This window comes from Streptomyces sp. AC602_WCS936, from assembly GCF_019049125.1.
Classification (GTDB): domain Bacteria; phylum Actinomycetota; class Actinomycetes; order Streptomycetales; family Streptomycetaceae; genus Streptomyces.
This window is the reverse complement of record NZ_JAGMUF010000039.1, coordinates 14434-39899: the sequence shown is the minus strand read 5'-3', so window position 1 is coordinate 39899 and position 25466 is coordinate 14434. Positions and strand designations below refer to the sequence as shown.

The following is a 25466-nucleotide window of genomic DNA, read 5'->3' as shown; positions in this document are numbered from 1 at the left end:
CGCGGCCGGTCGCGCAACGTCCGGCGGGCCGGCGCGTTAGTCAGGTCATGTTGCAGGTCACCCGAGTCCCCGCCGCCCGCCTCCTCGGCGCCGCCGCCCTGTCCGTCGCGAGCCTCGCCGCCCTGTCCGCGCACCCGGCCGCGGCCACCGGCCCGCACACCCCCGCCACCGCCGCCGACCCGGGCGCCCGGGCCACGAACCACCTGACCGTCACCGTCCGGGACGCCGGCCCGGACGCCGACGGCACGTACGAGCTGTCCTGCGGCCCCGCCGGCGGCACCCATCCCGACCCGGCCGGCGCCTGCGCCGTCGTCGAGCGCGACACGCGCTGGGGACAGGAAGCCTTCGCGCCGGTCCCCGAGGGCAGCGTCTGCACCATGCAGTACGGCGGCCCGGCCACCGCGCACGTCACGGGCTTCTGGGCCGGCCGCCCGGTCGACGTGACGTACGACCGCCGCGACGGCTGCGAGATCTCCCGCTGGGACCACATGGTGCCGCTGCTGCCGGAGGTGGGGTCGCCGGGACGGTCGTAGGCGGCCCGGCGGGTGCCGTAAGGGCGGCGCCCGGGGGCATCGGTCACACGTTCTGCGTCAGTCCCACGTGCGACCTCCGTCCCATCCCGCACCGCCCGCCGGGCCCCAACCCTTAGACTCCCTCGCGTGACACGTCGCGGGCCGGTTGGCAAGATGGCCCGGGCGGTCGGCAAGTGCGGTAACAGGAGGGAAGCGTCTCGTGAGCAGCAGGCCATCCCGAGGCGCTGCTCGCCTCGCAGCCATACTGGACGCGCTGCCGGACGCGTTGGTCCTGGTCAACGCCAACGGCACCGTCGTCAACGCCAACACCATCGCGCTGGAGGCCTTCGAGACGCCGGGCACGGCGCTGGTCGGGCGCGGGCTGCTGGATCTGCTGCCGGAGTTCGACTCGCGGCTCATTCCCGGGTCGATGCGGCGCCCCGACCACATCGACCCCCGCGCGCGCACCAAGCCGACGCGCATGGTCGCCCGGCGCACCGACGGCAGTGAGTTCCCCGTCGAGGTCACCAGCGCCAACCTGGAGACCGGCCAGCAGGCCTACGACAACTACGGCTACACCGGCGACGAACTGCTGATGCTCGTCGTCCGCGACCTCTCCGGCACCGTCGACACCGAGGCCGAACTGGCCCGTTCGCAGCGGCAGACCGAGATGATCCTGCGGGCCGCCGCCGAGGGCGTCGTCGGCACCGACACCGACGGGCGGATCGTCCTCGTCAACCCGGCCGCCGCCCAGATACTGGGCTACCGCGCCAGCGACCTCGGCGGCCGCGAGCTGCACACCCTCGTCCTGCACTCGCGGGCCGACGGCTCCCCCTTCCCGTACGACGAGTCCCCGCTCGCCGACACCCTGCGCTCCGGACGCAAGCACCGGGTGCGCGGGCAGGTGCTGTTCTCCAAGAGCGGCGACCAGGTGCCGGTCGACCTGACGACCGCCCCCGTGCGCGACGGCGACCAGCTCGTCGGCGCCGTGATGACCTTCACCGACCGGCGCCCCTACGACGCGCTGGTCAAGGAGCACGAGGACGCGGAGCGGCGGCACGCCGAGGAACTGGAGCGGCTCGCCGAGGAGCACGCCGCCGAGCTGACCGCCCTGCGCCAGGAGCACGTGAGTGAGCTGGAGGAGCTGCGGGAGAAGCACGCGGAGGAGGTCGCCGCGGACGCGGACCGCTACGCCGCGCTCGGCGAACGGGAGAAGGACCGCTACGAGGCCCTCGCCGCCCGGCACGAGCAGCTCCTCACCCTCCTCGGGGGCTCCCTGCGCGGACCCCTGGACGAACTGCGCCAGGACCTCGCCGCACTGGCCGCGGACGACGCCGGGCAGCTGTGGCCCGAGGCCAACCAGGTGCTGCACCACCTGTCGGCCGGCTACTCGCGCATCACCACGCTCATCGACAACGTCCTCGGCTACCAGCGCCTCGACGTCGGCAACGAGGGCGTCGCCCGTACGAAGGTGATGCTCGACGCGGTCGTCGCCTCCGGTGTCGACGGTGCCGTCGAGCTGATCGGGCCGGGACGGGTGCAGTTCGCGGTGCACGCGCCGCCCATCGAGGCCGAGGTCGACCACCGGCTGCTCGCGATCGCCCTCGCGCACCTCGTCGCGGACGTGGCGGGCGTCGACGCCACCGGCAACTCGCCCGTGTCGGCGACCGGCGGCTACCTGGACAACACCGTCGTGGTCGCGGCGGCGCAGCGCGGCGAGGTCGTACGCATCGAGGTGCGCGGGCCGTACTCCGGGGGAGACCCGGTGCACGAGCCGATCGTGCGCGGGATCGTGCGGGCACACGGTGGCGTACTCCAGACCCACGAGGTGCCGGGGATGAGCGGCAGCGCGTTCGTGCTGGAGGTGCCGATCGGGGGCGGGGCGGGAGCCGTCGCGGACCGGAGTCCGGCACCGGAGTCGGCTCAGGTGTCGGCACCGGCCTCGGGGCCGGGCGGGGCCGAGGAAGCGGATGCCGCGGGTGCCGCGGGCACGGTCGGTGCTCCGGCCGGTGCGCAAACGGCCGGTTCCGGTGGCGGGCGGCGGCGTGCCCGGCGGGCGTCCGTCGACGCGTTCCTGGAGAGCGAGGTCGCGGGGGCGGCGGGCGAGGGTGCCGACGGGTCCGGTGCCGCCGAGGACGGTCCCGAGGGCGCGGGTGCCGCGCCGACGGGACGGCGCAGGCGACGCGCGGCTCAGGCCCAGGTCCAAGCTGAAGAACAGGTGGCGCCGGCGTCCGCACCGCTGCCGGTTCCCGCGCAGGCCGCCCCGGGCGAGGGGTCCGGCGGTACCGGGCGTCGGCGCGGTCGCCCGGCGGAGGACGTGGGTGCCGCCGTCGAGGCCGCGCATCCGATGGCGCTTCCCGCCGGAGTGTCCGAGGGCGCCGTCGTCATGGCCGGGGAACACGGTGGAGGGGCCGCGGCCTCCAACACCGGTCTGGGCGGGACCGTACCGCCGCAGGGCGTTCCCGCGCCGACCGGACGGCGCGCCCGGCGGGACGGTGCCGCGCAGCAGGCGCTGCCGCCGGCCCTGCCCGCCCAGGCCGGCGAGTCGGACCCGGCCGACGCGGACCGGCCCACCGGGCGCAGGCGACGCGCCCTGGCCTCCGCGAACGAGCGCGCCGCCGCGCAGGAAGCCGCGCCCCGTCAGGTGTTCGCCCTGCCGCCCGCCGACGCGGACCGGCCGTCCGACGCCGTGGCGGAGCCCGGAGGGGCGGAAGGGCGGGGAGCGGCCGAGCCGGCGGGGTCCGTCGGTGGAACGGCGGCCGCGGCCGCGGCGTCCGCGGCGTCCACGGCGCCCGATGGGCACGGCCAGGAGCGGGAGCAGGAGCAGGGGCAGGAGCACGGACGGGGGCACGGTCCGCTGCCCGGACCGGCCGTCCCCGGTGACGCCCTCGTCGACGACGGCCGGCACGACGCCGTACCGCACGACCAGGCCGACGACCACACCCCGCCGCAGCCGCACCCGGCCGAGGCGCCCACCGGACGGCGGCGCCGGGCGGGGACCGCCCAGCAGGCGGAGGCGGCCCCGCCCGGGCCGGCGCGGAGCGGTCCGGTCCCGTCGGCAACGGTCCCGTCGGCACCCGTGCACGGAGCGCCCGTTCCGCCGCAGAGCACCGCCGGTCAGCAGGCGTCCGCCCCGGCCGCACCGGGGGCGGTGCCCGCACCGGCCGCTGCCGCCCACCCCGGGCAACCCCACCCCGCCGACGCGACCGCGGGCGCCCAGCCGGCCACCGGACAGACCGGCACCGGCCGGCCCGCTACCGGTCAGCCCGCGCCGCAGCCCTGGCCGGCAGCCGCCACGGACATGCCGGGCGCCGGTACGGACGCGACCGCACCGGACGCCACCGCTACGGGCGCGGCCACTCCAGAAGCGCCGGGCGCCGCACCGGGCACGGAGACCCCCGCAGCACCCGACGGCACCACCGGCCCCGCGTCGGCACCCGCCCCCGGGGCCCCCAGCGCGCCCGCGGCCCCAGCGCCCCCGCGGGGCGTTCCCGCGACCACGCCGAGCCAGGGCACGCCGCTGCCGCCCGAGAACGCTCCCGCCCCGCGCGCGGCGCAGCCGCTGCCCGCCGAGGCGTCCGCGCCCGTCGACCCGAACTCGACCCAGGGGCGGGCGATCAGCGTGCGGACGCTGGGCCAGGGCGTGCCGTTCAACCGGCAGGCGGTCCAGGTGCAGCAGCCGACGGCCACCCCCGTCCCGCAGCAGCCGGGCGGTTCGGGCCGGCGCCGCAAGCTGGGTACGCCCCCCGACCCGGCGGCCGCGCGTGCCGACCAGCCGGCCGCCGCCGCCGCGCAGCCGCCGAGCCGACCCCAGCAGCCCCAGGGCCAGGCCACGGGCCAGACCCAGGGCGCGGGCCAGACCCAGGGCGCGGGCCGGCCCCAGCCGCAGCCCCAGTCCCACCCCCAGCCGCCCCAGGAGCAGCCGTCCCTGACCGGCGGTCAGCCGCGGCGCATGCCGGGGACGGAGGGCGTCGGGCGGTCGTACGCCATAGGCGCGCCGGACCGCAACGCCGCCGAGGGTCCCGAGCCGCTGGACGGGCCCGGCGGGGCCGTGGAGGTCGCCGACCCGCCGCGTCCGCAGCCGATGGACGACGAGTTGCCGCCGGAGCCGCTGGACAACCCGCGGCGGCTGCTGGTGTGGCCCGCTCCGGACGTGTCCACGCAGCAGGCGCTCAGCGACCGTGGTTACCGGCCGGTGATCGTGAACTCGCGCGAGGAGGTCGACGCGCAGATCGCGGCGTTCCCCGCCGCGCTGTTCGTGGACCCGCTGACCGGCCCGATCACCCGTACCGCGCTCCAGTCGCTGCGTCAGGCGGCGGTGGCGGCCGAGGTTCCGGTGCTGGTCACGGCCGGACTCGGACAGGCCTCGCGGGACGCCGCCTACGGCGCCGACCCCGCCGTACTGCTGAAGGCGCTCGCGCCGCGCGACAGCGAGCAGCACCCGCCGCGCGTCCTGCTGATCGAGGAGCACGCGGAGATCGCGCTGGCGCTGACCTCGACGCTGGAACGGCGCGGGATGCAGGTGGCGCGGGCGGCGAGCGACGCCGACGCGGTGACACTGGCCGGGCAGTTCCGGCCCAACCTGGTCGTGATGGATCTGATGCAGATCGAGCGGCGCCAGGAGGGGCACGCCGGGATCATCGACTGGCTGCGCGCGAACGGGCAGCTCAACCGCACCCCGCTCGTCGTCTACACCGCCGCCGTCGACCAGGCCGACCTGCCGCGGCTGGCCTCGGGCGAGACGGTGCTGTTCCTGGCGGAGCGTTCCACCAGCGGCGAGGTGCAGTCCCGGATCGTCGAGCTGCTCTCCCGGATCGGGACCAACTGACGCGCGTACGCCGGGCTCGGTGCCGCCCGGCGTACGCGCGCTCCGGACTCGGTCAGAGCCGGGTCACGTCCAGCCCTCCGTCGGCGTACTGCCTGCGCAGCACCTTCTTGTCGAACTTGCCGACGCTCGTCTTCGGCACCGCCTCGATCACCGTCCAGCGCTCCGGGAGCTGCCACTTGGCGATCTTGCCGTCCTCGGCGAGGAAGGACCGCAGTTCCTCGAAGCCGACGCTCGCGCCCTCCTTGAGGACGACGGTGGCCAGCGGGCGCTCGCCCCACTTGTCGTCGGGGACGGCGACGACCGCGGCCTCGGCGACGTCCGGGTGGGACATCAGCGCGTTCTCCAGCTCCACGGAGGAGATCCACTCGCCGCCGGACTTGATGACGTCCTTGGCGCGGTCGGTGAGGGTGAGGAAGCCGTCGGGGGAGATGGTGCCGACGTCGCCGGTCTTCAGCCAGCCGTCCTCGCTGAACTTGTCCTCGGGACGCAGCGGCTCGGCGCCCGGCCCGTTGTAGTAGGCGCCGGCGATCCAGTTGCCGCGTACCTCCAGCTCACCGGCGGACTCGCCGTCCCAGGGCAGGCGCTCGCCGCCGGGGCCGGTGAGGCGGGCCTCGACGCCGGCCGGGAAGCGGCCCTGGGTGAGGCGGTAGGCGAACTCCCGGTCGGTGCCGATGGCGTGGGCCGGCGGTCGGGCGATCGTGCCGAGCGGGGAGGTCTCCGTCATGCCCCAGGCGTGGCAGACCCGCATGCCGAGCGCGTCGAACGCCTCCATGAGGGAGGGCGGGCAGGCGGAGCCGCCGATGGTGACCTGGGTGAGGGAGGAGACGTCCCTCGGCTTGGCGGTCAGCTCGGCGAGCAGGCCCTGCCAGATGGTGGGGACGGCGGCGGCGTGGGTCGGCCGCTCGCCCTCGATCATCTCGGCGAGCGGGGCCGGCTGGAGGAAGCGGTCCGGCATCAGCATGTTCACGCCGGTCATGAAGGTGGCGTGCGGCAGTCCCCAGGCGTTGACGTGGAACTGCGGGACCACGACCAGCGAGGTGTCCTCGTCGGTCAGGCCCATCGACTGGGCCATGTTGACCTGCATGGAGTGCAGGTAGATGGAGCGGTGGCTGTAGACCACGCCCTTGGGGTCGCCGGTGGTGCCGGAGGTGTAGCACATGGCGGCGGCGGCCCGCTCGTCCAGCTCGGGCCAGTCGTACGCCGTCGGCTTCCCGGCGATCAGGTCCTCGTACTCGTGCACCTGGACGGAGGCCTCGGCCAGCAGGGCGCGGTCGCCCGGGCCGGTGACGACGACGTGCTCGACCGTCTTCAGGTGCGGGAGCAGCGGGGCGAGCAGGGGGAGCAGGGAGCCGTTGGCGATCACGACGCGGTCGGCCGCGTGGTTGACGATCCAGGCCAGCTGCTCGGGCGGGAGGCGGAGATTGAGGGTGTGGAGGATCGCGCCCATGGAGGGGATCGCGAAGTAGGCCTCGACGTGCTCGGCGTTGTTCCACATGAGGGTCGCCACGCGCTCGTCGTCGCCGACGGCGAGGTCCTCGCGCAGGGCGTGCGCCAGCTGGGCGGCACGGTCGCCGATCTCGGCGAAGGAGCGGCGGTGCGGCTCGTCCTCACCGGTCCAGGTGGTCACCTGCGAGCTGCCGTGGATCGTCGACCCGTGGTTCAGGATCCTCGAAATCAGCAGCGGTACGTCCTGCATCGTGCTCAGCACGGTGTCCTCCCGGGGCGACTTTGCCTACGCGGCGGTAAGGGTTGCGCTGATTCTGCGCACATACCGCGCGGTATGTCACTACTCCAGGCTGATCGATCAGTGTGCGGGCGTCTCGGCGGTCTCCCGGCGGGAGCCCTCTACGGCGGCACGGGCGCCGGGCAGAGAACGGGCGGAACCGGGCCGGAACCGGACGAAACCCGGCTCAGGACCGGACGAACCCCAGCTCGGGGTCCTCACGCAGCTTACCGAGCGCCCGGGACACCGCCGACTTCACCGTGCCCACGGAAACGCCGAGCACGTCGGCCGTCTGGGCCTCGCTGAGATCCTCGTAGTACCTGAGGACGACCATCGCGCGCTGCCGGGCCGGCAGCTTCATGATCGCCCGCCACATCGCGTCGTGCAGCGCCTGGCGCTCGGCCGGGTCGTCGCCGGCCGGCACGGGCTCCGGCTCGGGCAGCTCGTCGCAGGCGAACTCGTCGACCTTGCGCTTGCGCCACTGCGACGTCCGGGTGTTCACCAGTGCCCGGCGCACATAGCCGTCGAGGGCTCGGTGGTCCTCGATGCGCTCCCAGGCCACGTAGGTCTTGGTGAGGGCGGTCTGCAGCAGGTCCTCCGCGTCGCTCGGGTTCGCGGTGAGCGACCGGGCGGTACGCAGCAGCACCGGCTGGCGGGCCTTCACGTACGACGAGAACGACGGGTACGGGAAGGTCTGCGTCCTTGCCGCGGCTCTGGCCGGGACCTTGGCCGGGGCCATGGCGGTGGCGGCGTTCGAAGCGCTGGTGCAGACGGGTGCGGTCATGTCTCAACGCTATGAGCGGGAGGGTGCCCGGCGGATCGCCCGCAGGTCCCGAAGCCGCGTCCGCCTCAGGTTGTAGGGGTGGTGCCGGCTGCACCTCCTGTAGGTGGACGAGGGGAGGAGAGGCAGTGCGGGTTCACCCCTGGGGGAGCCCCGGCGAGCAGGGCCGCCGGAAGGCCCCCGCGCACACGGAAAACGCCTGGGCGGCGGTGCCGGAACAACCGGCCCACCGCCGCCCAGACGTCTTGCGACCCCATGAAGCACACCCCGCACGGAGAGTGAGGGACCGGGCGCGGGAGCGCACCCGCGCCCCGGCCCCTCAGCTCACCACCACAGCGGGGAGAAGCTGACGGCCACGTTCTCGTTGCCCTGATTGATCGCCGTGAACGCGGAGCCGTCGACCTGCGCGGTGTTGCTCTGGTTCGAGGCCCCGGAGCCGACCGCCTGCTGCTGCGTGGTGGACGAGTTGCCGTTGTTGTCCCCGCCGACGCCGCTGCCGAGGATGCCGGCGTTGGCGCTGGCGGCGGTCGCGCTCGATCCGTCGTCCGCGATGGCGCCGTTGTCCGCCGTCGCGATGCCGCCGAAGAGGGCGGCGGCGAGCGGCAGGGCGGCGACGGCGGCGACGACGCGGGCGGTACGGATGCTTGCCATGTTGTTCCTCCAGAACAAGTGCGCACCGGCTTGCAGCCGAAGGCGCGGTCAGTACGTGAAGCTGCCTGAACCTGCGTGAAGTTTCGTGAAGCAGTTCTGAACTCTGTTCCCTGCCAAGGCAGTTGGCCGACCGCCTCGACGCTGTGCACGACGTCGCGTGATCAGAATTGCCCACCGAACCCCGGCGAACCACCCCGGAAGGCCTGATTCGCCCTCAAGCGTGATGACAAGTCGATAAACCCCTTTGCCCCCCTTCCACCCCAGCTCGGCACAGCAGGGACACCTGTCCCCCAAGCACCGCAAGAGGTGAAGCGTTCCAGCACTTTTTCCGCCCGCCGCCCCGCCCCGGCGTGTCGCACGCACTCGCCCTTCCCTTTTTCGAACACACATACGAACATGGAGTCATGGCCACCACCGACCGGCAGGCCACGACGCTGGCCCTCGCACACGCCCTGTCAGCCGCCGAACGCGGCCTGGCCGTCATCCCCCTGTCCCGGACGAAGCTCCCGGCCCTCCGCTCCCCCCACCGCGACGACCCGTCCCCGGCCCCCTGCCACGGCGAGTGCGGCCGCCTCGGCCACGGGGTCTACGACGCCTCCACCGACCCGGCCCGCATCCGCGAACTGTTCGCCGCCGCCCCCTGGGCCACCGGCTACGGCATCGCCTGCGGCCTGCCCCCGCACCACCTCATCGGCGTCGACCTGGACACGAAGTCGGAGACGGACTCCTCGGCCGCCCTGCGCGAACTGGCCCTGCGCCACCTGTTCACGATCCCGCCCACGGTCGTCGTCCTCACCCCGAGCGGAGGCCGCCACGTGTGGCTGAGCGGCCCGTCCGACGCCGTCGTCCCCAACTCGGCCGGCCGCCTCGCCCCCGGCATCGACATCCGGGGCGCCGGCGGCTACCTGGTCGGCCCCGGCTCCCGCACCCGGCACGGCGCGTACACCGCGGCCCCCGGCACCGCCCACCTCGCCCCCGCGCCCTGCCCGCCCGCGCTCCTGCGCCTGCTCCTCCCACCGCCCCGGCCGCGTCGGCACGCTCCCGCCCACACCACGACCGACGCCCATGGCCGGGGACTCGTCCAGTTCGTCCTCGCCGCCCACGCGGGCCAGCGCAACACCCGCCTGTTCTGGGCGGCCTGCCGCGCCTACGAGAACGGCATCGGGGCCGCCCTGGTGGGCCCCTTGGTCGAGGCGGCCCGCAGCACCGGCCTGACGGAACACGAAGCCCGCGCCACGATCGCCTCCGCGGCCCGCATGACGAGCCACCGCCCCTGACCGGTCCCTCCCGCCGCCTCCCGGAGCAACGGTTAGCCCGTCCTCCTACGCGCCCCGGTGACCTTCGAGGCGGGCAGCCGGCCGGCCCGTGAAGTACCGGCCAGGCTGTCACCGTCGACCGTCACGTCGAAGGCCAGGTTCAGCCGCAACGGCTTGGTGACGGCCTGCTTCCAGGTGAGCCGGTCGCCGTGGAGTACGACGTCACGCAGCGGTACTTCCTCCCCCGCCCCGTGGGCGGTCCCGACGAGGAGCCCGTCCTCGCGCCTGCGGAACTCGGCGACCGCCGCGATCCTGCCGATCGGAGTCGAGATGGACAGGTCCCAGGTGCCTTCGACGGACATACTGTGCTTCTTCCTGACGGTGGGTGGCAGAGGACGGGATCAGAAGCCGACGGGCACGGGCCCCTCGGCCTTCCACACGGTGCCGCGGCGCTCGTGGGCGAACAGTTCCTCGACGGCGTGGGCGATCCGCGGGCCCACCTCGCGCTCCAGCAGGTACAGGCCCAGGTCGAGCCCTGAGGTGACACCGGCGCCGGTGACGAGGTCGCCGTCGTCGACGACACGGGCGTTCACCGCGTGGACGCCGGTGGCGTCGAGCATGTCGAGGCCCATGTGGTGGGTGGTCGCGTGACGCCCCTCCAGCAGTCCGGCCATGGCCGGCACGAGCGACCCTCCGCACACGGCAGCGACGGTGACCTCGGGGTTCTCCATCGCCGCCTTCAGCAGCACGGGCAACTCGGTGGCGAGGGTGCGGCCCAGCAGCACGGGGATCGTCTCGTCCCCGGCCCCCGTGTCCTCGCCCGGGACCTCGCCGGGCTCCCCGACACGACCCGACGCCCCGGGCAGCACGACGAGCCCCGCACGCCCGGGATCGAGCGCGGCCGTGGCCCGCAACGCCAGCCCGTTCGTACCGCTGACCACCTCCCGCGGCCCCTCGGCGGACACCAGCTCCACGCTCACCGCACCGGGTGCGGCGGTACCGCCGGCACACAACACCTCGAAGGGGGCGACGACATCGAGCGGATCAAAACCGTCGAACAGAACGATCTGGGCATGCATGAGGGGCACCCTTCAAGTCCGAGAATCCCGGCCTGCACCGGCCGCCCCTCGAACGTAACGACCGCCCCACCCGCCTCCCAGCGGCAAAAACGACACCTCTCAACGGGTTCGTGCCGACCACACCGCCGACCCACCGCACGGCCCCCGCCCCGCACCGGACACGACGACGGCCCCCGACCGTCATGCCTGGTCAGGGGCCGTCAATCAGTGCGGTGGGTGTGGGATTTGAACCCACGGTGACTTGCGCCACGACGGTTTTCAAGACCGTTCCCTTAGGCCGCTCGGGCAACCCACCCCGCGCCGGTCGGGATCGGCGGCGCGGGGACAAGGGTAGCGGGTCGGTGCGTGGGGGTGGGATCAGTCGTCGCCGATCTTGGAGCCCAGGGTGAGTTCCGTGGTGTGTTCCTTGCCGCCGCGCTCGTAGGTGACCGTGACCTCGTCGCCGGGCTTGTGGGTCCAGATCTCGCCGATCAGGGTCGGGCCGCTGTCGATCGCGCGGTCGTCGAGCTTGGTGATGACGTCGCCGGGCTTGAGGCCGGCGTCGTCCGCGGGGCCGCCCGGTTCGACGGGCTCGGAGCCGTTCACGCCCTGCTCGGTGAGCTTCGCGCCGTTCGTCGTCTGCTCGAGGGAGACGGAGGCACCGATCTTCGCGTACACCGGCTTGCCGGTCTTGATCAGCTGCTTGGCGACGAACTCGGCCTGGTTGATGGGGATGGCGAAGCCCAGGCCGATCGAACCGGCCTGGCCGGTGCCGAAGCCGCCGTTGCTCGTGGACTGGATGGCGGAGTTGATGCCGATGACGTTGCCCTGCGCGTCGAGGAGGGGGCCGCCGGAGTTGCCCGGGTTGATCGACGCGTCGGTCTGAAGGGCGCTCATGTAGGAGGCCTGGCTGCTGCCGCTGCCGTCACTGGAGGCCACAGGGCGGTTCTTGGCGCTGATGATGCCGGTCGTCACCGTGTTGGACAGGCCGAAGGGGGCGCCGATGGCGATGGTGGAGTCGCCGACCGCCACCTTGTCGGAGTTGCCGAGAGGGAGGGGCTTGAGGTCCGAGGGGGCGTTCTCGAGCTTGATGACCGCCACGTCGTAGCCCTGGGCGTGGCCGACCACCTGGGCCTCGTACTTCTTGCCGTTCGGGAAGGTCGCGCTGAGCTTGCCGCCGTCCACCGCCTCCGCCACCACGTGGTTGTTGGTGACGATGTGGCCCTGCTTGTCGAAGACGAACCCGGTGCCGGTGCCGCCCTCGCCGTTGCTGCCCTCGGCCTGGATGGTGACCGTGCTGGGCAGCGCCTCAGCGGCCACGCCGGCGACCGTGCCCGCGTCGCGCTTGACGGAGCCGCCGGTGTCGGAGGCGGAGACCGTGGTGGAGCCGGACTCGTCGTTGTTCTTGGCCAGGGTGTAGCCGAGGCCGCCGCCCAGGCCGCCCGCCACCAGCGCGGCGACCAGGAGCCCGGCGACCAGTCCGCCGCGGCCCCGGCCCGCCTTCGGAGCGGGGGGCTGGTACGAGGCGCCCCAGCCGCCGGCGCCGTAGCCACCGCCATAGCCGTAACCACCACTGCCGTAACCGGCACCGCCATGGCCCTCGCCGCCATGGCCGTCACCGCCTCCTCCGCCGTAGGACGGGGTGCCCGGCGGCGGGGGCGGCGGCGGCGGCCAGGAAGCGTCCGGAGCGCTGTGCGTCACGCCGGAAGCCTGGGGCGCCGCCGGGTCCTGGGGGGCGGCGGGGGCCTGGCCGTCCTGCGGCTGCGGCGCCGTCGGCGCGGGGGACGGCGGCTGGGAGTCTGGGTGGGGGTCCGGGTGGGGAGAGGCTGCGGGAGAGTCCACCGGCACTGGGGGCGCGGACGGGGCCGGGGGTACCGCGGTGCCCTCGTTCTCGGTGCTCACAGCTTCTCTCCTCGTTCCACGGCTGTCTTCCGGTCCGCGGGCCTTTCGCGGTCCACGGGCTGTTTCGTCACATCGGCCGGTCTCGTCCGCGCTCACGCGGTGCTCCGCGGTCCGGCGCGGCGCGGATGTGCGGTGTTTTCGTATGCCATCAGCTTTTCCCACGGGCCGTCAGAGCACCATAAGCGGTTGCTGTGGGTCCACGGACAGCCTTTACATGGGACATCCAAGACTAAACGGACGTACTGGCGATGGCCGCCGACGACTCCGATGGCACGTCTACCCGCATGCGGTGGCACCATGACGCGGTGACCCACGCACGACAGCACCGGATCCAGGTCGTCGCCCACCGTGGCGCCTCCGAGGACGCTCCCGAGCACACCCTCGCCGCCTACCGGAAGGCGATAGAGGACGGGGCGGACGCCCTCGAGTGCGACGTGCGCCTGACCTCGGACGGCCACCTGGTCTGCGTGCACGACTGGCGCGTCAACCGTACGTCCAACGGCCGCGGCGCGGTGTCGGCCCTGGAGCTCGCCGATCTGGCCGCCCTGGACTTCGGCGCCCGCAGGACCCGGGAGTTCTGGCGCACGCGCGACGAGCAGCCCGACTGGGAACACCGGCCCGAGGACCGGGAGGAGACCTCCGTACTGACCCTGGAGCGCCTGCTCCAGCTGGTGGCCGACGCGGGGCGACGGGTGGAGCTGGCCATCGAGACCAAGCACCCCACGCGCTGGGCGGGGCAGGTGGAGGAGCGGCTGCTGCTGCTCCTGAAGCGGTTCGGACTCGACGCTCCCGCCTCGGCCGCCGAGTCCCCGGTGCGCGTGATGAGCTTCTCGGCCCGCTCGCTGCACCGGGTGCGGGCCGCGTCGCCGACCCTGCCGACGGTCTACCTGATGCAGTTCGTCTCGCCCCGGCTGCGCGACGGCCGGCTGCCCGCCGGTGTCCGGATCGCGGGCCCCTCGATCCGGATCGTGCGCAACCACCCCGCCTACGTCGAGCGCCTGAAGCGGGCCGGCCACCAGGTGCACGTGTGGACCGTGAACGAGACCGAGGACGTCGATCTCTGCGCCGACCTGGGCGTCGACGCCATCATCACCAACCGGCCGCGCGCGGTACTGGACCACCTCGGCCGCTGATTCGCCGCCGCTTCGTCGCTGATTCGTCGCTGATTCGTCGCTGATTCGTCCGGAAACCTTGACCCGGCGCGCTCTCTGGCCCATTCTCCGGTCTCGGCCACACCGACGAAATCCAGCCACACGATTACGGGGAGTGCTCCGGCGCGTTCGGCACGTGTTCGACCGTGTCGAATGCGTCACTGGACGGCGACCGGCCGGTTTCCGGTTCAGGCCAGAAGGGCATCCACACCGTGGCGTGGGGCGAAGGAGGTCTCGGGGGTGGCGTTGGTGGTGGCACAGGAGGTGCCCACGTCGTCGAGCATGGCCGTTCCCCATGGCCCTGCGGGCGTGGGGAAGGCACGGCGCCGGATGCGCGAGCAGTTGCGCGGCGGCGGTGTGGCGGAATCGGTCATCGACGACGCCGTACTGGTCCTTTCGGAGCTTTTGAGCAACGCGTGCAAGCACGGCCGTCCGCTGGGCGACGCCCTGGCGGGGGACGGCGACGTCCGCGCCGCGTGGCAGGTGGACGCGGCCGGACGGCTCCTCGTGGAGGTCACGGACGGCGGCGGCCCGACCCGTCCGGCGCCGGCGACCCCCTCGGTCACCGCGCACGGCGGCCGCGGGCTGAACATCATCACCGCGCTCGCGGACGACTGGGGCGTACGGGACGACGCCCGCGGGGAGGTCACGGTCTGGGTCGTCGTCCACGACGACGTGCACGACCCGGACGCCGGGCACCGGCGGGACGACTTCGCCACCCGGATCACGGCACCCGCGGTGTCGGAGATCCCCGGGCTGGACTTCGCGGACGCCTTCGACGACGTGGGCTGACCAGCGCCCGCGCGGCGCACGGCGATGGCGATGGCGATGGCGATGGCGATGGCGATGGCGATGGTCACCACTGCGGCCTGCCCGGAAGACGGTGCGGGCGGTGGTCGGGCGGTCAGTCAGCCGGTCGGTCGGTCGGCCCGGCGGTCACGTGGCGTGCGGTGACAACCGTCCCTGCGGCCCGCGCGACGCGCGTACACACGGTCGGTCGGCCCACGCGGCGAGCAGGCCAGGCCGCTGCTGCGATCGCGGAGGCGGCCGGTGGCGGAGACGCCCGTCGGCGGCCCGTCGTCCGCCCGTCAACGGCAAACAGCCCGCCGTCCATCGGCGACCCGTCGTGCACCCGTACCAGCCGCCCACCCGAACCAGCCGTCCACCGTCGGCCCGTTGTACACAAGCGGCCGGTTGTCCACAGGGTCCCGTCGGCCGGAGTGGGAGCGGCTAGGCTCGCGCCCGTACGAGATTGAGCCGCAATCGGGAGACACCCACGATGGCCAAGAAGCGACCCCAGACGAAGGCCAAGCGGCCGCAGCTCACGGACAGTGAGATCCCGGTGGTCGGCGCACGCGAGCCCTGCCCGTGCGGCAGTGGCCGCCGCTACAAGGCCTGCCACGGCCGTGCCGCCGCACAAGCCACGACCGAGCTGGTGCAGCGCCCGTTCGAGGGGCTGCCCGGCGAGTGCGACTGGGTGGCCTTGCGCGAGCTGGTCCCGGCGGCCACGGCCGAGCTCACCCTGAAGGACGGTCTGCCCGAAGGCGTCCCGTCCGTCACGCTGGCCACGGTGCTGCCGATGGCCTGGCCCGCCCTGCGCCGCGACGACGGCTCCGTCCTGCTCGGCCTGCAGAACGACACGGCTTCCGGTGACATCAGCCGCGACCTCGCCGACACCCTCCAGCGGGCGCTGACCGCCCAGCCGGGCAGCCCCGTGCAGGGCCGCCGCGCGCCGTCCGACGGGCCCCGCCTGCAGGACCTGCTCGCTCCCGAGGGCCCGTTCCAGCCCGAGGTGCACCCGGGCTTCGAGTTCTGGGTCCCGGACCCGGAGAACGCCACTCCGGACGTGACCGCCTCTCTGGAGCGCGCCAACGCCGCGGCCATCCCGACCGTCCGGCTCCAGGGCGTGGACTTCGCCTACTGGTGCGAGACGCCGGACAAGAACCACCTGCGCTGGGTCATGCCGCACGAGGAGGAGCGGCTTCTGGACGCTCTCGCCCGGTTGCACGCGGCCGGCCGGTCGTCGCTCGGCGAGGGCACCCGCCTCGTCGGCTCCTTCCGGGCACACGGGCTCACCGTTCCGGTGTGGGACCTGCCGAGCGGGGTCACCGCGCAGGACATCGAGAAGCCGGCGGCCGAGTTCGCCGAGCGTCTCGCCGAGGCGCTGGCGGCGGACACCCCGCTCAGCCCGGAGGAGCGCCGGGCACGCGGCGGCCTGACCAACCGGCAGGTCACCCTCAGCTGACCCCGCCGCCGCGGAAGCCGACCCGGCTGACCGACCGGTCAGCCGGAACATCCGGCGGCACACGCGTGACTCCGGTCACAACTCCCGGCCTGAACAGGCCAGTCGGTGACCGGAAAGCAGGAGATCGAATTTGCTAACCGCCGATCTCTTGTTACCGTTCGAGTAGCCCGGTTGCTGGTGCATCCCCCGTCGCCAGCAACCGGGTCTTTCCATGCGCCCGGCCGCCCACACACCGCGACCGCCCGTCAACTCCCCGTCTCCGTCGTCGAGTTGCCCCGTCGGCCGTCAACACTCCTGGCGCTCCCGTTGCCCCCGTTGCTCCCGCCGCCCACGGCACCACCGCTTCCGGGACCGCCGTCGCCACGGTTGCTCCCGGTGCGCAGCAGCAGCGGCCCGTACCCGGCCCGGCCCGCGAACTCGGCGACCGCTGTGTACGCCGCCGGTCCGCCGCGCACGGGCTCCCTCGGCGTCTCGCAGGTACCCGGCGCGTCCTCGGCGCCGACCTCGCAGCGCATCCGCACGCTGCGCCCGTCGGGTCCCAGAAGGCTCAGCACGGCTTCCAGCGGGTCACCGGTCGCGTTGCGGTAGTAGGTCCGCGCCCAGGTCCGCGTGCCGGTCCCGGTGCCCTGGGTGAGGACGCAGGTCTGGGCCTCGACGCCCTCCGGGGAGGTGAGTTCGGGGCCGCAGCGCACCGCGGTGGCCGGTCCCGCGGGCAGCGGGGAGGGGGCGGGCGCGACAGCCCCGGCCGGGTCCGGGTCGGCTCCTTCGGCGGTGCCCGCGTCGCCGGGCGCCTTGCCGTCACCGCCCCGCGAGAGGAGAGGGACGGTCGCGGGGGTCTTCCCCCGGTCACCCGGCCTGTCACCCGACGGCCCCGCGGACGCCACCGCGAACGGCAGTACGACCGCACACACCACGACCGCGGCGAGTCCGTACAGCCGGATCCGTCGACGGTCCGGCCGATCCGGGCGCGGCCACGCGCGGTGCTGCCCGGCCGCGCGGTGCTGCCCGGCGACGCGGTACCGCCCGAAGGCGCGGTACCGCCGGGCGGCGCGGTGCTCCCCTGCATGAAGCGGCATGGGGCGGACGATAACGACGGCGGGCGGGCGCGCCCTTCCGCGCGCGCCGGACACCCCTACAACTCGGGCGCGCTCACACCCGTACGAGTGAGGGCGTCGACCACCGCGTCCACCACGGCCTCCACGTCGGGCACCCAGGGCGAGGCGGAGCCGTGCAGCGGCGCCCGCTCCCAGCGGACGGCGCCCGGGCCGGTCTCGGACGGCGGCAGCGCGAGGTAGCCGCCCTCGCCGTGGAACCGCAGGGAGCCGGGCACGAAGTCCTTGGCGTACAGCAGCTCGCCCAGCTGCTCCATGGAGTACGGCCGCACCAGCAGCGACCAGCGGGTGGGCGAGGCGACGACCGGGCCGAGCCGCATGCCGGCGCGGTCGAGCGCGGCCAGCGCGCGGGCGGCCGGCAGGGCAGGCAGGGAGACGGCGCAGGGGGCGCCGCCCCCGGTGGCCAGGACGATCGGCGCGGTGGGCCGGTTGCCCCACCACCAGCGCACCATGCGCGCGTCGGTGGTGGCCGCGAGGAGCCCGGGGTCGAAGGGATGCGCGCCGGGCACCGTGCACTCGGGGTCGGGACAGCCGCAGCGCGACCGCGCCCGCGGGTCCGCCGCCACTCCCGGGAGTACGGGCCACTGCCATTGTGTCGCGTAGGTCAGGGCCGCGCCGATGAGCTCAGGCCGCCCGTCGTCGTGCTGGGACAAGAGCCTGCGTCGCCTTCCGAGGATCTCGCGCATGAGCGCTCGTTCCTTTCCGTTGCACGCCTGGCAACACCGTGGTCACATCACCATGTGTCGATCACTTCGCTGTGCGTAGCTGGTGGCGCATCACACCCCTGCCGAGGGCCATCTTCCGCCGACGACGCCTCCGCCAAGGGCGGGGAGAAGCCCTGTGGGCCGAGCACTGACTGCGTCCGGGACGGTTCGTCCGCACTGCGTCCATCAAAAGCATGGGCGTGGCGCGGGGGTGGCGAAGTCTGGCGTTTTGCCGTCGCGCGTATTTCTCTCCGCCTCCGCCACGGGAGGATGGGGCACGGTCGTCGGTGGATAGGACGCCCGGGTCCGCCGCCAGGTTCCGAATGGTCCCCAACCACCCCTGGCCTTCACCGAGTACGTACCCATCACGACCGCTGTGACGCTCCGTAAAGCACCCCCAGTCGACCGCAACAAGACGTCCTCCGGGGCAGTTTCAAGCCATTTTCTCTTTTACGCAAGAGGTCGAGAAGGAGGACACCCGCACCCCACGGACACCAGGAATCCCGGCAGGACAATGCTGGACATCTCCTTACGAGTGCGTGTACATGTGGAGACACTGCTAGCGGCGCAGAATGACATGGGGGTTCGCGATGCTTTTGAGCAGTAAGCGCCGGTCGGAAGGCCGGACGCCATGAACGCCCCGCACCCTGCGAAAGTGGCCGGAATCGATTCAACGGTTCCGTCCCCCGCACACACTGTCGCGTCCACCGCCCCGAGCACCTCCCCGGCCGCCCCGCAGAGCGCCACGGACACCGCGGACGTCGCCGACGACCCGGGCACCCCCTGCGCCCCCGGCGCCCTGCTCCAGGACCGGCTCGCCGGCTGGGTCTCGGACCTCACGACCCTGCACGAACTCACCGAGCGCCTGGTCCGTACGGACTCCCTGGCCGAAGGCCTTCAGGAACTGCTGCGCGCCGGAGCCGCCCTGGTGGGCGCCCGGCGCGGTCTCGTCACCCTGGAACCGGCGGACGGACTGGGCCCGGACACCACCGTCGGCCTCGGGCTCGCCCGCGCGGACCTCGGCCACATCGAGACGGTGCCCCGCGACGCCCTGCCCCACGGGCGGATTCTGGACGGGCTGCCGGTCGGCGAGGGCGGGCTCGCCGAGCCGGACCTGTTCGCCGAGAAGGGGCTCGACCCCCGCCACCGCGAGGTCGCCACCCGCCTCGGCTACGCCGCCAGCTACGCGCTGCCGCTGTCCGCGGAAAGCACCGGCAGCGCCGGAAGCCACGGAGTTGCCGGAAGTACCGGAAACAACGAGAGCACCGGAGGCACCCGGCGCCTCGGAGCCGCCGTCTGGCTCTACGACGAGCCCGCCGAGCCCGACGAACGACAGCGCCACCTCGCCGGCCTCTACACCCGGCACGCCGCACCTCACCTGGCCCGGCTGCTGGAAGTCGAGCGCACGCGCGCGTCCATGGCGACGCTGGCCGAGGAACTGCTGCCCTCCCGCCTGCCCCGGGTGCCCGGCGTCCAGCTCGCCGCCCGGCACCGCACCGGACCGCGCGCCGGCGGCGACTGGTACGACGCCCTGCCGCTGCCGGACGCCGCGCTCGGGCTCGCCGTCGGGTCCGTCACCGGGTCCGGGCCCAGTGCGGTCGCCGCGATGGGACGGCTGCGCGCCTCCCTGCGGGCGTACGCCGTGATGGAGGGCGAGGACCCGGTCGCCGTCCTGTCCGACCTGGAGCTGCTGCTGCGGCTCACCGAGCCCGCCCGCTCGGCCACCGCCCTGTTCGGCTACTGCGAGCCCGCGCTGCGCCGGATCACCCTGGCCGGCGCCGGACACAGCCCGCCGCTGCTGATCGGTCAGCGGCGCACGGAGTACGTCGAGACCTCCGTCTCCGCGCCGCTGGGCATGCTCGCCTGCTGGGAGGCACCGAGCGTGGAGGTGCAGGCCGAGCCGGGAGAGACGGTTCTGCTGTACACCGACGGACTGCTGCACCGCACCGGCGACCCGGCCGACCGCGCCTTCGCCCGGCTGCACGCGGCGGCTGCCGGTGTGCCCCGGGCCGCGCGGCAGGACCCGGACGCCGTCACCGAGCACGTCCTGCGCACGGTGCTGCCGGACGGCAAGGCCGAGGCCGACTCCGAGGAGGACGTGGTTCTGCTGGCGGTCCGGTTCGATTAACGGACGTCTACGCCGGGTCCGCGACGGATAACGGACGGTAGCGCTTCCGTGTAACAGGCCCTTCGGCCCTGGGCCCCCTTCCGTACGACCGTACGATGGGGGTGGTCCAGTGCCGTACCTAGGAGGATGACCGTGGCGGAGGAGCTCACCCCGGCGAACCCGGAGAACCCGGAGATCTCGGAGAACCCGGAGGCCCCGGACGAGACCGAGGAGCCGATCAAGCAGCGCAAGAACGGCCTGTACCCGGGCGTGTCCGACGAGCTGGCCGAGAGCATGAAGTCCGGCTGGGCCGACACCGAGCTGCACGACCTGGAGCCGATCGCCCAGGCCGCCGAGACCGCCGCCCGCCGCGCCGCGCTGTCCGCCCGCTTCCCCGGCGAGCGCCTGGTGATCCCCGCGGGCAACCTGAAGACCCGCTCCAACGACACGGAGTACTCCTTCCGCGCCTCGGTCGAGTACGCGTACCTGACCGGCAACCAGACCGAGGACGGCGTCCTGGTCCTGGAGCCCGAGGGCGACGGTCACGAGGCCACGATCTACCTCCTGCCCCGCTCCGACCGCGAGAACGGCGAGTTCTGGCTGGACGGCCAGGGCGAGCTGTGGGTCGGCCGCCGCCACTCCCTCACCGAGGCCGAGAAGCTGCACGGCATCCCCGCCTCCGACGTGCGCGAACTGGCCGGCGCCCTGCGCGAGGCCACCGGCCCCGTGCGCGTCGTGCGCGGCTTCGACGCCGGTATCGAGGCGGCCCTGACCGACAAGGTCACCGCCGAACGCGACGAGGAACTGCGCGTCTTCCTGTCCGAGGCCCGCCTGGTGAAGGACGAGTTCGAGATCGGCGAGCTGCAGAAGGCCGTCGACTCCACCGTGCGCGGCTTCGAGGACGTCGTGAAGGTCCTCGACAAGGCCGAGGCGACCAGCGAGCGCTACATCGAGGGCACCTTCTTCCTCCGCGCCCGCGTCGAGGGCAACGACGTCGGCTACGGCTCCATCTGCGCCGCCGGCCCGCACGCCTGCACCCTGCACTGGGTGCGCAACGACGGCCCGGTCCGCTCCGGCGACCTGCTGCTGCTCGACGCGGGCGTCGAGACGCACACGTACTACACGGCGGACGTCACGCGCACGCTGCCGGTCAGCGGTACGTACACCGAGCTGCAGAAGAAGATCTACGACGCCGTGTACGACGCCCAGGAGGCGGGCATCGCGGCGGTCAAGCCGGGCGCCAAGTACCGCGACTTCCACGACGCCGCCCAGCGCGTGCTGGCCGAGCGGCTCGTCGAGTGGGGTCTGGTCGAGGGACCGGTCGAGCGCGTGCTGGAGCTGGGCCTGCAGCGCCGCTGGACGCTGCACGGCACGGGTCACATGCTCGGCATGGACGTCCACGACTGCGCCGCCGCGCGCGTCGAGTCGTACGTCGACGGCACGCTGGAGCCCGGCATGGTGCTCACCGTCGAGCCCGGCCTGTACTTCCAGGCCGACGACCTGACCGTGCCCGAGGAGTACCGGGGCATCGGCGTGCGTATCGAGGACGACATCCTCGTCACCGCCGACGGCAACCGGAACCTGTCGGCCGGGCTGCCGCGCCGGTCGGACGAGGTCGAGGAGTGGATGGCCGCGCTGAAGGGCTGACACGACCGGCACACGACCGACGGGGTCACACCGCCACCAGCGGTGTGTCCTCCCGCCACTTGAGGATCTTGTCGAAGCTCACCACGGACCCGGACCGCCCCGGCGTGCCACCGATGTGGACATGGTCGGCGAGTTCGCGGATGAGACACAGACCCCGTCCGCTCTCCGCCTCGGCCTGCGGCGCCGGAGGCAGTACGCCCGCCCCCGCGGCACCGGCGGGAAAGCCCGGGCCGGTGTCGGCGACCTCGATACGGCACCGTTCACCGTCGAGGTAGGCCGTGACGCGGTACGCCTCCGAGGGGCCGCCGGGCTCGTCGTCGCCGCCGTGCTCGACGGCGTTGGCGCAGGCCTCGCTCAGGGCGACGGAGAGGTCGAAGGAGATGTCCGGGTCGACGCCCGCGGTCTCCATGGTGCCGATCAGCAGGCGCCGGGCCAGGGGCACGCTCGCAGCCTCGCGCCGCAGATGGAGTGACCACCAGATGCTCATGCTCCAGCCTCCCGGCCGCGGCTCGACATACCGTTACGTATTGCCCCTCGTACCCGGACGTAAGCGCGCCGTCCGCGCGGGACCGCCCGAACGGCGGATGCGTCCCTGCCGCCGATCGGTGTATGCGGGACGACTCGCACCAACAATGATCTTCCTGTTGCCTTCCGGACGCTTCCGGTCTCTTCCCTCCCCTTTCACCCTCTTCCGGTCGTACGGCATCTTGTGGACCTGCCGTACGGGGCGGGTGGCGCCAGTGCGATGATGAGGCGGCCATGACTGCCCCCCACCCGCCAACGGCGCGCTCCGGAAACGATCTCCGGATCCTGCGGGCCGCGGTGTTCGCCGCGGTCTGCGTCGTGCTGGCCGCGGCGGGGCACACCCTCGCCTCCTGCGCCGGCGTTCCACTGTGGTCGCTGGGCGCGGGATTCCTCGGGGCGGTCCTGGTCGCCGCGCCCCTCGCCGGACGCGAACGTTCGCTGCCCGGCATCGCGGTGCTGCTCACCGTCGGCCAGACCGCCCTGCACACCCTCTTCGGGCTGGGCCAGCACGGCACCACGGCGGTCACGGCCGCCGGCGCGGCCACGGGTGGTTCCGGCGCGCCGTCCGACGCCTCACTGGTCCAGCAGGCCGCACGGCTGGTCTGCGGGACCACCGCGGCGGCGATCAGTCCGGCCGAGGCCCAGCGCATCCTCACCGACGCGCGGATCTCCCCGGCCACCGGCGCCCACTCCGGCGCCGCGCACCACCCCGCCGACGCGCTGGCCGGTCCCTCCGCCGCCCTGCTGCCGTCCCTGCCGATGCTGCTCGGTCACGTCCTCGCCGCCCTGGCCGCCGGCTGGCTGCTGCGCCGCGGGGACCTCGCCCTGGCGCGGCTGGTCGAACTGTCGGCGCAGTCGGCCCACTCGGTGGCCGAGGCGGCCTTCGTCCGCGCCCTGCGCGCGGCGCTGTCCCTGGTGCGCGCGCTGCACGCCGGCCTCGCCGGCGCTCCCGGCAAGGGCCCGCGCCCGCCGCGTGCCGCCCAGCCGGTACCGCCGCGCCCGTGCGCCACCGCGCTCCAGCACACGGTGATCAGGCGCGGACCGCCGAGCGACGCGTTCACCCTCGCCGCCTGACACGACGCGACCGCTTCCGGAGTACGGAGGGGCCGCCGTCGTGCGGCAGGCGCGCGTGCGCGCATCCCTCGCGTGCGCGCGTCCCTCCCGTCGTCCGACACCCCGTCACCGGCTCCGTGCCGGTGACCCACTCGAAGCGGAGTACTCCGTCCCATGAAGGCTTCCCGTATCGCCGCCGCCGGCGCCGTCTCCGGCATCGCCGTCCTCGCCCTGTCCGCCCCCGCCTTCGCGCACGTCAGCGTGCAGCCGGAGGGCACCGCCGCCAAGGGCGGCTACGCCACCGTCGGCTTCAAGGTCCCCAACGAGCGCGACAACGCCTCCACCACCAAGCTGGAGATCAACTTCCCCACCGACCACCCGCTGGCCTCCGTGATGCCGCAGCCGGTCCCCGGCTGGAAGGCCGAGGTCACCAAGTCCAAGCTCGACAAGCCGCTGGACTCGCACGGCAAGCAGCTCACCGAGGTCGTCAGCAAGGTGACCTGGACGGCGGAGGGCAAGGGCATCGAGCCCGGCTACTTCCAGAAGTTCCCCGTCTCCCTCGGCGCGCTGCCCGAGGACACCGACCAGCTGGTGTTCAAGGCGATCCAGACGTACTCCAACAAGGAGGTCGTGCGCTGGATCGAGGTGCCGCAGGAGGGTCAGGAGGAGCCCGAGACCCCGGCTCCCGTGCTCGAACTGTCCGCCGCCGAGGACGACGCCCACGGCGCGTCGGGTGCCAAGGCCGGTGACGACACCGAGGCGGCCGCGCAGGACACGGCCGCCGACAGCTCCTCCTCGTCCGGCTCCGGCGACAGCAGCGACACCACCGCCCGCGTCCTCGGCACCGTCGGCATCGTCGTCGGCGTTGCGGGCGTCGCGTACGGCGTGCTGGCGGGCCGCCGGCGCGACTCCGGTGCGTCGGCGTAAACACGCCCGCGCCGGTGTGCCCGCGTGACCACGTCGGCACACCATCTCGTCCGGTGCGCGCCGGGACCCCGTCGGCCGACGGACCCCGGCGCGCACCCGAGCACCTCACATCTGGGACATTTTCCTATGCGCAAGAAGACGTTCGCCGCGGCCGCCCTGCTCGCCGCCGCCTCCCTGACCCTGTCCGCGTGCGGCAGCGGCACCGACAGCGACAAGCCCGTCACCGTCGTCTCCGAGGACACCGGCCAGCAGGCCGCCACCGTTCTCGACAAGCCCTTCGAGAAGCCCGACCTGGTCCTCACCGACACCCGGGGCAAGGAGTACGACCTCCGCGAGCAGACCGCCGGCAAGCCCACCCTGATCTACTTCGGCTACACCCACTGCCCCGACGTCTGCCCGCTGACCATGAACAACATCGCGGTCGCCAAGAAGCAGCTGTCCCAGGCCGAGCAGGACAAGCTCCGGATCGTGTTCGTCACCACCGACCCGGAGCGCGACACCCCGGCCGCGCTCGGCAAGTGGCTCAAGGGCATCGACCCGCAGATCGTCGGCCTCACCGGCGACTTCGACACCATCCAGGCCGGCGCCCGCACCCTCGGCATCTCCATCGACCCGCCGACCAAGGACAAGGACGGCAAGATCGTCTCGACGCACGGCACCCAGGTCGTCGCCTTCTCCCCGAAGTCCGACGACGGCTACGTGCTGTACGGCGAGGACGCCACCGTCGAGGACTACACCAAGGACCTCCCCAAGCTCATCAAGGGGGAGAACCCGTGAAGCGCACCAGGACCCCGAAGGGCCTGGGCGGCCGCCCCGCCCTCGCCGCCGTGGCGGTGAGCGGCGCGCTGGTCCTCACGGGCTGCGGCGGCTCCGACTCGGACTCGCCGGGCTCCGGGGCCGAACTCTCCGTCGGCGCCGCCTACATACCGCAGCCGGTCTCCGACTCGATGGCGGCGGGATTCCTCACCATCACCAACAAGGGCGACGCCGAGGACGAACTGACCTCCGTGACGAGCGAAGCCGGTGACGTCACCGTGCACGAGACCGTCGACGGGACGATGAAGGAGGTCGACCGCCTCCCGGTCCCCGCCCACGGTGAACTCGTGCTCGAGAGCGGCGGCAACCACCTGATGTTCGAGAAGCTGACGCAGCGGCTCGAACAGGGTGAGACCGTCTCCGTCGAACTGCACTTCGCCCACTCCGACCCGGTCACGGTCAAGCTCCCCGTGAAGGCGGCCACGTACCGGCCCACCACCGGACAATCCGAACACACCGGACACTGAG

At 73.4% G+C, this 25466-nt stretch carries 21 protein-coding genes and 1 tRNA gene; 12 read left to right on the top strand and 10 right to left on the bottom strand.

From position 1 onward, the window contains the following. Positions 1 to 47: 47 nt before the first annotated feature. Positions 48 to 533 carry an SSI family serine proteinase inhibitor gene (locus KUM03_RS14760; protein WP_217248560.1) on the top strand — a complete coding sequence of 162 codons (486 nt, stop codon included), beginning with the start codon at positions 48 to 50 and terminating at the stop codon, positions 531 to 533. Between the two features lie 199 nt (positions 534 to 732). Further along, positions 733 to 5340, top strand: coding sequence for a PAS domain-containing protein (locus tag KUM03_RS14755; protein WP_217248558.1), 4608 nt, complete (start codon positions 733 to 735; stop codon positions 5338 to 5340). A gap of 52 nt (positions 5341 to 5392) precedes the next feature. Here KUM03_RS14755 and KUM03_RS14750 read toward each other — a convergent pair whose 3' ends face one another. From KUM03_RS14750 to KUM03_RS14740, 3 genes are all read right to left on the bottom strand, one after another. Continuing rightward, the gene (locus KUM03_RS14750; protein ID WP_217248548.1) at positions 5393 to 7048 is read right to left on the bottom strand and encodes a long-chain fatty acid--CoA ligase; all 1656 of its coding nucleotides are present in this window, start codon (positions 7046 to 7048) and stop codon (positions 5393 to 5395) included. A gap of 202 nt (positions 7049 to 7250) precedes the next feature. After that, positions 7251 to 7847, bottom strand: a complete 597-nt coding sequence (locus tag KUM03_RS14745; RefSeq protein ID WP_217248536.1) for a SigE family RNA polymerase sigma factor — start codon at positions 7845 to 7847, stop codon at positions 7251 to 7253. A 321-nt stretch (positions 7848 to 8168) separates the two neighbouring features. After that, a complete protein-coding gene (locus KUM03_RS14740) occupies positions 8169 to 8495 on the bottom strand; it encodes a hypothetical protein (protein ID WP_217248533.1) in 327 nt (108 codons plus the stop codon). Positions 8496 to 8899: 404 nt separating this feature from the next. Between KUM03_RS14740 and KUM03_RS14735 the strand changes: the two genes are divergently transcribed. After that, positions 8900 to 9772: a bifunctional DNA primase/polymerase gene (locus KUM03_RS14735; protein WP_217248521.1), complete on the top strand. Its 873-nt coding sequence runs from the start codon at positions 8900 to 8902 to the stop codon at positions 9770 to 9772. Between the two features lie 32 nt (positions 9773 to 9804). Here KUM03_RS14735 and KUM03_RS14730 read toward each other — a convergent pair whose 3' ends face one another. The 4 genes from KUM03_RS14730 to KUM03_RS14715 all read right to left on the bottom strand — a co-directional run bounded on the left by KUM03_RS14730 (position 9805) and on the right by KUM03_RS14715 (position 12711). Continuing rightward, positions 9805 to 10113 carry a hypothetical protein gene (locus KUM03_RS14730; RefSeq protein WP_217248519.1) on the bottom strand — a complete coding sequence of 103 codons (309 nt, stop codon included), beginning with the start codon at positions 10111 to 10113 and terminating at the stop codon, positions 9805 to 9807. Between the two features lie 39 nt (positions 10114 to 10152). Next, positions 10153 to 10830, bottom strand: a complete 678-nt coding sequence (locus KUM03_RS14725; protein ID WP_217248507.1) for a DJ-1/PfpI family protein — start codon at positions 10828 to 10830, stop codon at positions 10153 to 10155. 210 nt (positions 10831 to 11040) lie between these two features. Next, a tRNA-Ser gene (locus tag KUM03_RS14720) sits at positions 11041 to 11125 on the bottom strand. 62 nt (positions 11126 to 11187) lie between these two features. Next, positions 11188 to 12711: a S1C family serine protease gene (locus tag KUM03_RS14715; RefSeq protein ID WP_217248501.1), complete on the bottom strand. Its 1524-nt coding sequence runs from the start codon at positions 12709 to 12711 to the stop codon at positions 11188 to 11190. Positions 12712 to 13016: 305 nt separating this feature from the next. On the opposite strand from KUM03_RS14715, the gene KUM03_RS14710 reads away from it, so the two are divergent. From KUM03_RS14710 to KUM03_RS14700, 3 genes are all read left to right on the top strand, one after another. Next, complete coding sequence (locus tag KUM03_RS14710) at positions 13017 to 13844, top strand: glycerophosphodiester phosphodiesterase (protein ID WP_217248500.1); 828 nt, start codon at positions 13017 to 13019, stop codon at positions 13842 to 13844. Between the two features lie 258 nt (positions 13845 to 14102). Then, on the top strand, positions 14103 to 14654 hold the full coding sequence (locus KUM03_RS14705) for an ATP-binding protein (protein WP_241846948.1): 552 nt from the start codon (positions 14103 to 14105) through the stop codon (positions 14652 to 14654). Positions 14655 to 15141: 487 nt separating this feature from the next. Then, positions 15142 to 16107, top strand: a complete 966-nt coding sequence (locus KUM03_RS14700) for a DUF5926 family protein (RefSeq protein WP_217248498.1) — start codon at positions 15142 to 15144, stop codon at positions 16105 to 16107. A gap of 245 nt (positions 16108 to 16352) precedes the next feature. Here the strand turns inward: KUM03_RS14700 and KUM03_RS14695 are convergent, their stop codons facing one another. Then, the gene (locus tag KUM03_RS14695; RefSeq protein ID WP_254399356.1) at positions 16353 to 17183 is read right to left on the bottom strand and encodes a hypothetical protein; all 831 of its coding nucleotides are present in this window, start codon (positions 17181 to 17183) and stop codon (positions 16353 to 16355) included. Positions 17184 to 17239: 56 nt separating this feature from the next. Then, the gene (locus KUM03_RS14690) at positions 17240 to 17905 is read right to left on the bottom strand and encodes a bifunctional DNA primase/polymerase (protein WP_217248496.1); all 666 of its coding nucleotides are present in this window, start codon (positions 17903 to 17905) and stop codon (positions 17240 to 17242) included. Between the two features lie 649 nt (positions 17906 to 18554). Between KUM03_RS14690 and KUM03_RS14685 the strand changes: the two genes are divergently transcribed. Then, complete coding sequence (locus KUM03_RS14685; protein ID WP_217248478.1) at positions 18555 to 20051, top strand: PP2C family protein-serine/threonine phosphatase; 1497 nt, start codon at positions 18555 to 18557, stop codon at positions 20049 to 20051. 132 nt (positions 20052 to 20183) lie between these two features. Further along, positions 20184 to 21677: an aminopeptidase P family protein gene (locus KUM03_RS14680; RefSeq protein ID WP_217248469.1), complete on the top strand. Its 1494-nt coding sequence runs from the start codon at positions 20184 to 20186 to the stop codon at positions 21675 to 21677. A gap of 25 nt (positions 21678 to 21702) precedes the next feature. Here KUM03_RS14680 and KUM03_RS14675 read toward each other — a convergent pair whose 3' ends face one another. Further along, positions 21703 to 22164 (bottom strand): ATP-binding protein, encoded by a 462-nt coding sequence (locus tag KUM03_RS14675; RefSeq protein WP_217248466.1) that lies wholly within the window; start codon positions 22162 to 22164, stop codon positions 21703 to 21705. Positions 22165 to 22436: 272 nt separating this feature from the next. Here KUM03_RS14675 and KUM03_RS14670 point away from each other — a divergent pair, with 272 nt between their 5' ends. The 4 genes from KUM03_RS14670 to KUM03_RS14655 all read left to right on the top strand — a co-directional run bounded on the left by KUM03_RS14670 (position 22437) and on the right by KUM03_RS14655 (position 25465). Then, positions 22437 to 23276 carry a hypothetical protein gene (locus tag KUM03_RS14670; protein WP_217248464.1) on the top strand — a complete coding sequence of 280 codons (840 nt, stop codon included), beginning with the start codon at positions 22437 to 22439 and terminating at the stop codon, positions 23274 to 23276. A 153-nt stretch (positions 23277 to 23429) separates the two neighbouring features. Beyond that, positions 23430 to 24182 (top strand): YcnI family protein, encoded by a 753-nt coding sequence (locus KUM03_RS14665; RefSeq protein WP_217248454.1) that lies wholly within the window; start codon positions 23430 to 23432, stop codon positions 24180 to 24182. Positions 24183 to 24308: 126 nt separating this feature from the next. Further along, on the top strand, positions 24309 to 24959 hold the full coding sequence (locus tag KUM03_RS14660) for an SCO family protein (RefSeq protein WP_217248452.1): 651 nt from the start codon (positions 24309 to 24311) through the stop codon (positions 24957 to 24959). Further along, positions 24956 to 25465, top strand: a complete 510-nt coding sequence (locus tag KUM03_RS14655; RefSeq protein WP_217248450.1) for a copper chaperone PCu(A)C — start codon at positions 24956 to 24958, stop codon at positions 25463 to 25465. Before KUM03_RS14660 ends, KUM03_RS14655 begins: the two co-directional genes overlap by 4 nt. The last annotated feature ends 1 nt before the right edge of the window (position 25466 follow it).